The 8,439-nt window shown below is 43.0% G+C and carries 8 protein-coding genes, 1 rRNA gene and 1 riboswitch; all 9 genes read left to right on the top strand.

The window, feature by feature from the left end:
- Positions 1-8: 8 nt before the first annotated feature.
- The 9 genes from rrf (at position 9) to purF (ending at position 8,333) form a co-directional block, all read left to right on the top strand.
- A 5S ribosomal RNA gene (gene rrf / locus Q7P97_RS11010) occupies positions 9-124 on the top strand.
- Positions 125-1,037: 913 nt separating this feature from the next.
- Positions 1,038-1,565, top strand: coding sequence for a DUF2179 domain-containing protein (locus Q7P97_RS11005; protein WP_085427165.1), 528 nt, complete (start codon positions 1,038-1,040; stop codon positions 1,563-1,565).
- The gene (locus Q7P97_RS11000; RefSeq protein WP_303969236.1) at positions 1,562-1,747 is read left to right on the top strand and encodes an NETI motif-containing protein; all 186 of its coding nucleotides are present in this window, start codon (positions 1,562-1,564) and stop codon (positions 1,745-1,747) included. The genes Q7P97_RS11005 and Q7P97_RS11000 overlap by 4 nt, the downstream gene beginning before the upstream one ends.
- Positions 1,748-1,874: 127 nt before the next feature.
- Positions 1,875-1,975, top strand: a riboswitch (purine riboswitch).
- 153 nt (positions 1,976-2,128) lie between these two features.
- Positions 2,129-2,617: a 5-(carboxyamino)imidazole ribonucleotide mutase gene (purE, locus tag Q7P97_RS10995; RefSeq protein WP_085427163.1), complete on the top strand. Its 489-nt coding sequence runs from the start codon at positions 2,129-2,131 to the stop codon at positions 2,615-2,617.
- 2 nt (positions 2,618-2,619) lie between these two features.
- Complete coding sequence (purK, locus tag Q7P97_RS10990) at positions 2,620-3,741, top strand: 5-(carboxyamino)imidazole ribonucleotide synthase (protein WP_303969237.1); 1,122 nt, start codon at positions 2,620-2,622, stop codon at positions 3,739-3,741.
- Between the two features lie 36 nt (positions 3,742-3,777).
- The gene (gene purS, locus Q7P97_RS10985; RefSeq protein ID WP_303969235.1) at positions 3,778-4,032 is read left to right on the top strand and encodes a phosphoribosylformylglycinamidine synthase subunit PurS; all 255 of its coding nucleotides are present in this window, start codon (positions 3,778-3,780) and stop codon (positions 4,030-4,032) included.
- Positions 4,029-4,712, top strand: coding sequence for a phosphoribosylformylglycinamidine synthase subunit PurQ (purQ, locus tag Q7P97_RS10980; RefSeq protein WP_303969234.1), 684 nt, complete (start codon positions 4,029-4,031; stop codon positions 4,710-4,712). The genes purS and purQ overlap by 4 nt, the downstream gene beginning before the upstream one ends.
- Positions 4,702-6,933 (top strand): phosphoribosylformylglycinamidine synthase subunit PurL, encoded by a 2,232-nt coding sequence (purL, locus tag Q7P97_RS10975; protein WP_303969233.1) that lies wholly within the window; start codon positions 4,702-4,704, stop codon positions 6,931-6,933. Before purQ ends, purL begins: the two co-directional genes overlap by 11 nt.
- Complete coding sequence (gene purF / locus Q7P97_RS10970; RefSeq protein ID WP_303969232.1) at positions 6,909-8,333, top strand: amidophosphoribosyltransferase; 1,425 nt, start codon at positions 6,909-6,911, stop codon at positions 8,331-8,333. Before purL ends, purF begins: the two co-directional genes overlap by 25 nt.
- Positions 8,334-8,439: the final 106 nt, after the last annotated feature.

Here is an 8,439-nt window from a genome sequence, read left to right as displayed (position 1 = left end):
TCAAAGAGTCTAGTAACGATGGCGAAGAGGTCACACCCGTTCCCATACCGAACACGGAAGTTAAGCTCTTCAGCGCCGATGGTAGTTGGGGGTTTCCCCCTGTGAGAGTAGGACGTTGCTAGGCACGAAGCCATTCCTTATGGGGAGTGGCTTTTTTGTGTTCTAAAAACGGTGTATTATGTAAAATGTATAGTTGAGCCGATTAAGAATCTGTTATTTTTGTATGCTAAAATCGGATGGTGATCTATTGTATCGTGTCTTACGCTCATAGTGTCCTGCTATGTGCTCTATCTCGCCAGCTATTCGCTCATGGACTCAAGCTAAGTGCTCTATTCCTCGCGCTATTCGCTCATAGACTCAGTTTAAGCGCTCTATCCCGCGCGTTATCCGCTCATAGACTCAAGCCGAGTGCTCTATCCCACCCGTTATCCGCTCATAGACTCAAGCCGAGTGCTCTATCCCACCCGTTATCCGCTCATAGACTCAGGCCAAGTGCTCTATCTCGCGCGTTATCCGCTCATAGACTCAAGCCAAGTGCTCTATCCCGCGCGTTATCCGCTCATAGACACAAGCCAAGTGCACTATCCCACGCGTTATCCGCTCATAGACACAGGCTAAGTGCTCTATCCCACGCGTTATCCGCTCATAGACTCAGGCCAAGTGCTCTATCCCGCGCGTTATCCGCTCATAGACACAAGCCGAGTGCTCTATCCCACCCGTTATCCGCTCATAGACTCAGGCCAAGTGCTCTATCCCACCTGTTATCAGCTCATAGGCTCAGCTTAAGTGCCCTATCCAGCACACTATCCGCTCATAGACCCCCACCAAGTGCTCTATCCCACCCATCTTCCCAACAACTAAGTTACAAAAAAATACCCCCATCTATTCAATCCCCACCTAAAAAACTCTCTTCCAACTCCTATCAATAAAGTAAACCTAATATTCTTATCCATTATCAACCACATTTCAAAAGACTTTCCTTGAATTATAGGGATAGGCGCGATACGATTACTCTACTTGTTAAGGGGAGTGATGCAATGGTAATGGTGTTAATTATCTTCGCGATAAATATTGTTTATGTAACTTTCATGACAATGCGAATTATCCTGACTTTGAAAGGTTATCGTTATATAGCTGCTGGTGTGAGTATGATAGAAACAGTAGTGTATGTAATTGGGCTTGGTTTAGTACTGGATAATCTTGGGCAAATACAAAACTTAATTGCGTATGCTCTGGGGTATGGTATAGGAGTTATTATCGGTTCCAAAATTGAGGAAAGATTAGCACTCGGTTATATTACAGTCAATGTGATAACAGCAGATGTTAATAAAGAAATGCCTGCGGAGTTAAGAAGACTCGGTTATGGTGTAACGGACTCTTCAGCAAATGGTTTAAGTGGAGCTCGTTCAACTATGCAGATTCTAACTCCACGAAAATATGAACTGAAACTATATAAGACCATAACGGAGATTGATCCGAAAGCATTTATTATATCCTATGAGCCTAAATCGATACACGGCGGCTTCTGGGTAAAGAATGTGAAACGAGGAAAATTATTTAAATGAGTAAACAGAAGATGTGGTTTGATAGAGAAGAAGAGGAGACCCTCGAAGAATGTTTGGACAGAATTAAGAACTTAGGCTATACAGTGGTGGCTCGAAGAGAGAAACCTTTGTTTAAACAAGTGGGAGAAGAGTATATCCCCATTAGACAACAAACGCAGTTTCAGGGCATCAAAAATAGCTAATAACTGTTGGTTGAAAGGGAACTGTCTTGTATACATTCATATGTCAACTTAAAGGCGAATGATTTTAAAAGATATATAATATAATGTTCGGTTTTAAGTTGACGGATTATGTAATAGTTGATAATATAATAAGAGTAAATGAGTTCCCCGTATATGCTGCAGAATTGGCTGTGGCGTTTCTACCAAGACACCGTAAATGTCTACACTATGTGGGAAAGCAATTTTTCTTGGATATCACGGATGATGACTGAGTTAGATAGTTTTACATCCGTTTAGTAAGGGTCCTTGAAAGTTCTGCTTTTTGTGCATGTGAAAAGTGGAGTTTTCAAGGACCTTTTTATTTTTATTAAATCATGTTGGGCATGAAGGAGCGGATTAGATTTGGAACCGAAGATTGGTGTCATTATGGGCAGTAAGAGCGACTGGGAAACAATGAAGCATGCATGCGACATTTTAGATGAACTAGGAGTTCCTTATGAAAAGAAAGTTGTGTCAGCCCACCGTACGCCGGATTTCATGTTTGACTATGCAGAACAAGCAGAGAAAAAAGGATTACACGCTATTATCGCAGGAGCAGGCGGAGCTGCCCATCTACCAGGAATGGTTGCGGCAAAAACGCTAGTTCCTGTTATTGGTGTGCCTGTGCAATCTAAAGCCTTGAATGGAATGGACTCGTTATTATCCATCGTTCAAATGCCTGGTGGCGTTCCGGTAGCAACTGTGTCGATTGGCAAAGCAGGAGCTACAAATGCGGGCCTTCTAGCGGCTCAAATACTTTGTGTACAAGATGAGGAATTACGTAATAAGCTACAGCAAAGACGCGATGAAATGAAGAAAATCTCGCTGGAAAGCAGTGGTGAATTAAATTGAAAATGATTCAATCTGGACAGACAATCGGCATCATTGGTGGTGGACAACTGGGACGGATGATGGGACTTGCAGCAAAAGAAGCAGGATTCAAGATTGCGGTACTAGATCCAACAGAGAATTCACCGTGTGGACAGTTAGCCGATGTTGAAATTGTCGCTCCGTATAATGATGAAGAAGCACTGAACGAATTAAGCAAAGTCAGTGATGTCATTACATTTGAATTTGAAAATATTGATTATGAAGGATTGAAACGGCTAACTGAGAAAGCATATGTTCCGCAAGGCGCTGAATTAGTTCGCATTACGCAAAACCGAATTAATGAAAAAGCTGAAATTCAGTTAGCTGGTGTGCCGGTTGCACCATATATAACTGCCGAAACGTATGATGAGTTAGTACAGAAAATTGATGATGTTGGCTTTCCTTGTATCGTAAAAACGGCATTTGGTGGCTATGATGGTAAAGGTCAGGTCAAGCTTGAATCGAAAGAGCAGATAGAGAGTGCTAAGGATTTATTTACCCACTCATCTTGTATAGCGGAAGCATTCGTTCCGTTCGAAAAAGAAATTTCCGTTATTATTCAACGAAACCCAGCTGGTGAGACATATTGTTTACCAATTGCAGAGAATATTCATAAACATCATATTTTGCACGAGTCGATTGTGCCTGCACGAGTTGATCAAGCAGTCCTGGAGTCGGCAGAAGAAGCAGCAAAAAAAATTGCTGGCCATTTAAAGTTAGTAGGCACGCTAGCAGTTGAAATGTTCGTGTTGCCTGACGGTAAGATTATTATCAATGAATTGGCACCGCGACCACATAACTCGGGTCACTACTCAATAGAGGCATGCAACATTTCGCAATTTCATCAGCATATTCGCGCAGTCTGTGGGTGGCCATTACGTGAGCCGAAGCTATGGGCACCATCCATTATGGTGAACGTGCTGGGAGAACATGTAGCACCACTTCAAGAACGTGTTGCAGATTATCCGGATTGGTCGATTCATTTATACGGTAAGGCAGAAGTGAAAGAAAAACGTAAAATGGGTCATGTAACGATTATGACGGATGATCTTGAAAAAACATTGCAAGAAATTGAACAGTCTGGTATTTGGCAAGACGCTAATTAATACAAACTATGATTTCCACTTTGGGAGGAACCGACAATGACGAAAGTAACTATTTATGTAACACTAAGAGAAAGTGTTGTAGATCCACAAGGAATCGCAACAACAGAAGCACTTCAGAAAATGGGTTATGAAGAAGTGAAAAACGCGCGAATTGGCAAATTGATTGAATTGCAGTTAGATGGTTCAGAAGAGACAATTGAGACACGCGTGAAAGAAATGTGTAATGATCTATTGATCAATAAAGTCATTGAAGATTATCGCTTTGAAATCGGGGAGGTTGCCAGCAAATGAAGTTCGCCGTTCTAGTATTCCCAGGTCTTACTTGTGATCTTGATATGTACCATGCCATTGAGGAAACGGTAAAGCAAGATGTTGAATACGTTTGGCATACGGAAGCTGATCAACTCGATCAATTCGATGCAGTTCTATTGCCAACAGGCACTTCATACGGCAACTACTTACGTCCGGGTGCATTGGCGAAAAGTTCACCTGCATGCAAGCAACTTCAAGCATTTGCTGAATCTGGCAAATTAGTTCTTGGAGTCGGTAATGGTTTTCATATCTTAGTAGAAGCAGGCATCCTCCCAGGTGGATTTTTACGCAATAAGAGCTTGAAATTCCGTTCAGCTCAAGAATCGGTACGGGTAGAAAATAATGATACAGCTTTTACAAAAGACTATACACAAGGTCAAGTGCTCACATTGCCAGTAGCTAGTGAATTTGGCAATTACTATGCAGACGAGCAGACAGTGAATGAACTGAAAAACAATAATCAAATCGTCTTCACATATGCGAATGAAAATACAGATGGCAGTACAGCGGCAATCGCAGGGATTACAAATGAAAAAGGTAATGTTCTTGGTATGATGCCACTTCCAGAGCGTGCGGTAGAAGCAATCATCGGTGGAACAGATGGAACAGCTTTATTCCAGTCAATCATGAACAATCGGGGTGAACAGCATGTCAATTAATCACGAACCTACAGCAGAGCAAATTAAAGAAAATCGTCTATACCTTCAAATGGGTATGACGGATGCAGAATATGATCGTGCGGTAGAAAAACTTGGACGTACGCCGAACTATGTAGAGACAGGATTATTTTCTGCTATGTGGTCAGAGCACTGTTCTTATAAAAGCTCAAAGTCTGTATTACGCAGATTTCCTACTGAAGGTGCGCGTGTTCTACAAGGACCAGGTGAGGGTGCTGGAATTGTAGACATCGGTGATAATCAAGCTGCCGTGTTCAAAATGGAATCCCATAACTCTCCATCAGCAATCGAGCCTTTCATTGGTGCAGCAACAGGTGCAGGCGGAATCATTCGTGACGTATTCTCTATGGGTGCACGTCCCGTAGCACTAGTAAATTCACTTCGTTTCGGTGATTTAACAGAACCACGTGATAGATTCCTGTTTGAAGAAGCAGTTGCAGGAATTGCGAGCTATGGTAACGCAATGGGAATCCCAACGGTGGCTGGAGAAGTTCAGTTCGACCAGTGCTATTCGAAGCGCCCATTGGTCAATGCAATGGCAGTCGGATTGCTAAATCATGAAGATATTCAAAAAGGTGTAGCAGCTGGTGTAGGCAATACCGTGATATATGCAGGTGCTACTACAGGCCGTGATGGTATTCATGGAGCAACGATGTCATCTTCAGAATTATCTATTGAAGAAGAGCAAGAACTACCAGTCATGCAGGCCGGCGATCCGTTCATTGAAAAGTTATTGATGGAAGCTTGTTTAGATTTAGTTAAGTCCGATGCGTTAATCGGTATTCAAGACATGGGCGCAGCAGGTTTGACATCTTCTGCAGCAGAAATGGCTTCTAAAGCAGGCTATGGTGTGGAATTAAACTTGGATCTTGTACCACAGCGCGAAGAGAATATGACAGCGTATGAAATGATGTTGTCTGAGTCTCAAGAACGCATGTTGATCGTTGTGAAAAAGGGTCGTGAAGAGGAAGTTATTGCACTATTCACGAAGTATGGTATTACTGCGGCAGTAATAGGACAAGTAACAGACGATAAAATGCTTCGTCTACTTCATAAAGGCGAGGTCGCAGCGGAAGTTTCAGCAGATCTGCTAGCTGAAGATGCACCTAGCTATCAGAAAGAATCACAAGAACCAGCATCGTTTGGAGAAAACCAGGCGATTGAAAATACAGAACCACAAGTAACGAACTTGAAAGAAACATTACTCGACTTATTGCAACGTCCAACGATTGCTTCAAAAGAGTGGGTTTACAACCAATTCGATACAGGTGCAAGAACTAATACAGTACTAGCACCAGGAGCGTCAGCAGGTGTGATCCGTGTTAGAGGAACGAACAAAGGTATTGCGATGACAGCAGATTGTAACTCACGTTTCATTTATTTGGATCCGGAAACGGGTGGTAAAATTGCAGTAGCTGAAGCTGCACGTAACCTAGTATGTTCGGGTGCAGAGCCAATCGCACTTACAGATTGCTTAAACTTTGGTAGCCCTGATAAGCCTGAAGTATTCTGGCAGCTTGAAAAATCTGCAGATGGAATTTCAGAAGCTTGTCGTAAGCTGAATGCGCCAGTCATTGGCGGTAACGTATCTCTTTCCAATGAAGTAAATGGTGTGCCAATCTATCCAACACCAACAATTGGCTTGGTAGGAATCGTCCATGATTTGAGCCAAGTAACAACTCCTGGTTTCAAACAAGCTGGAGATGCAATCTATGTAATTGGTCAAACAGAAACAGAATTCGGTGGCAGTGAATTGCAACAAATGATCGAAGGAAAGATCTTCGGTAAATCACCAGCAATCGATTTAGATGTAGAAGCTACACGTCAGCAACAACTTCTTGGAGCGATCCAAGCTGGACTCATTCAATCAGCTGATGATCTTTCAGAAGGCGGATTTGCTGTAGCGCTTTGTGAAGGAACATTCGGTTCAAACGGATTGGGTGCGGATGTGACAGTGGAAGGTTCAGCAATTACTGCATTATTCAGTGAGACACAGTCACGTTTCTTAGTGACTGTACAAGCCGATCAAGTAGCTGCGTTTGAAGAGAAAGTCCAGCATGCAGTGAAAATCGGGACCGTGACAGATGGCGAAGAAATTGTCATCAAAGATGCAGAGGGAACTGTCTTAGTAGAAGGGACGGTTGAAGAATTCCAGACTGCTTGGAAAGGGGCAATTTCATGCTTGCTGAGCTCAGAGGCTTAAACGAAGAGTGCGGCGTATTTGGTATTTGGGGACATGAAGATGCAGCACAGCTCAGCTATTACGCTTTGCATGCTCTTCAACACCGTGGGCAAGAAGGAGCTGGTATCGTTGTAAAAGGCGATAACGGTCTTCACGCGGTCAAAGGCGAAGGTTTGGTTAATGAAGTATTCTCTGGAGAAAAACTGAATTCACTCGTAGGACGTGGCGCGATTGGACAAGTCCGTTATACGACAGAAAACGGACGCGGTATAGAGAATGTTCAACCGCTTGTCTTCCGTTCGACAACAGGGAGTCTAGCTATAGCGCATAACGGTAACTTGATCAACGCAACAGATTTGAAAGAACATTTGGAGCGCCAAGGAAGTATCTTTCAAAGTACATCCGACACAGAAGTTCTTGCGCACTTGATCAAACGTAGCAGTGGATCTCGGAATCAGCGAGACCGAGTAAAAAAAGCCCTTAGTATATTAAAAGGTGCATTCGCATTTGTTTTGATGACAGATGAAGGAATGATGGTTGCCCAAGATCCAAACGGTATGCGACCATTATCGCTTGGGAAAATAGGCGATGCGTGGGTAGTTGCTTCGGAAACTTGTGCTTTTGAAATTATTGGTGCGGAACATGTTCGTTCCGTCGAACCTGGTGAATTACTGATTATTAATGACAGCGGATTGACATCTGAGCGTTTTGCAGAACCTGCAGATAATGCAATGTGTTCAATGGAATATGTTTATTTCTCACGTCCTGACTCGGATATTGATGGGATCAATATTCATGCTGCACGTAAACGTTGCGGTAAGCAATTGGCTCGTGAAGTACAGATTAGTGCAGATGTCGTCACAGGAGTTCCTGATTCCAGTATTTCTGCTGCCATCGGATTCTCTGAACAAAGTGGTATTCCGTACGAATTGGGATTAATTAAAAACCGTTATGTTGGTAGAACGTTCATCCAGCCGTCTCAAGCGTTGCGTGAAAAAGGCGTAAAGATGAAGCTGTCACCTGTACACCAAGTGGTTAGCGGCAAGCGGGTTGTAATGGTCGATGATTCAATCGTTCGTGGCACCACATCTAAGCGTATAGTCGCCATGCTTCGTGCTGCGGGTGCTAAAGAAATACATGTTGTGATCGCTTCTCCCCCATTGATTGCTCCTTGCTATTACGGAGTAGATATTAGTTCGGACTCAGAATTAATAGCAACAGGTCGTACTGTGGAAGAAATGCGTGATGAAATCGGTGCAGATTCACTATCATTCTTATCAATAGATGGAATGCTAGAAGCGAATGGCCGATCATCTGAAATGAAAAATTGCGGACAATGCTTAGCTTGTTTCACGGGTGAATATCCAACAGATATTTATTCGGATACGGCCATGCCGCATGAAAAAGAAATCGTACGATAGGAGGCCTTTCCATGTCGAAGGCATATGAAAAAGCGGGAGTTAATATTGAAGCTGGCTATGAGTCAGTTGAACGCATGAAGTCTCACGTAGCACGAACATCTCGTAA

It is taken from the genome of Sporosarcina ureae (assembly GCF_029267015.1).
GTDB lineage: Bacteria > Bacillota > Bacilli > Bacillales_A > Planococcaceae > Sporosarcina > Sporosarcina ureae_D.
This window is presented reverse-complemented; position numbering and strand designations above follow the sequence as displayed.

Coding starts and splice junctions, on each gene's coding strand:
- Q7P97_RS11005 (WP_085427165.1), top strand. CDS start 1,038: ATGGTAATGGTGTTAATTATCTTCGCGATAAATATTGTTTATGTAACT.
- purF (WP_303969232.1), top strand. CDS start 6,909: ATGCTTGCTGAGCTCAGAGGCTTAAACGAAGAGTGCGGCGTATTTGGT.
- purK (WP_303969237.1), top strand. CDS start 2,620: ATGATTCAATCTGGACAGACAATCGGCATCATTGGTGGTGGACAACTG.
- purQ (WP_303969234.1), top strand. CDS start 4,029: ATGAAGTTCGCCGTTCTAGTATTCCCAGGTCTTACTTGTGATCTTGAT.
- purL (WP_303969233.1), top strand. CDS start 4,702: ATGTCAATTAATCACGAACCTACAGCAGAGCAAATTAAAGAAAATCGT.
- Q7P97_RS11000 (WP_303969236.1), top strand. CDS start 1,562: ATGAGTAAACAGAAGATGTGGTTTGATAGAGAAGAAGAGGAGACCCTC.
- purS (WP_303969235.1), top strand. CDS start 3,778: ATGACGAAAGTAACTATTTATGTAACACTAAGAGAAAGTGTTGTAGAT.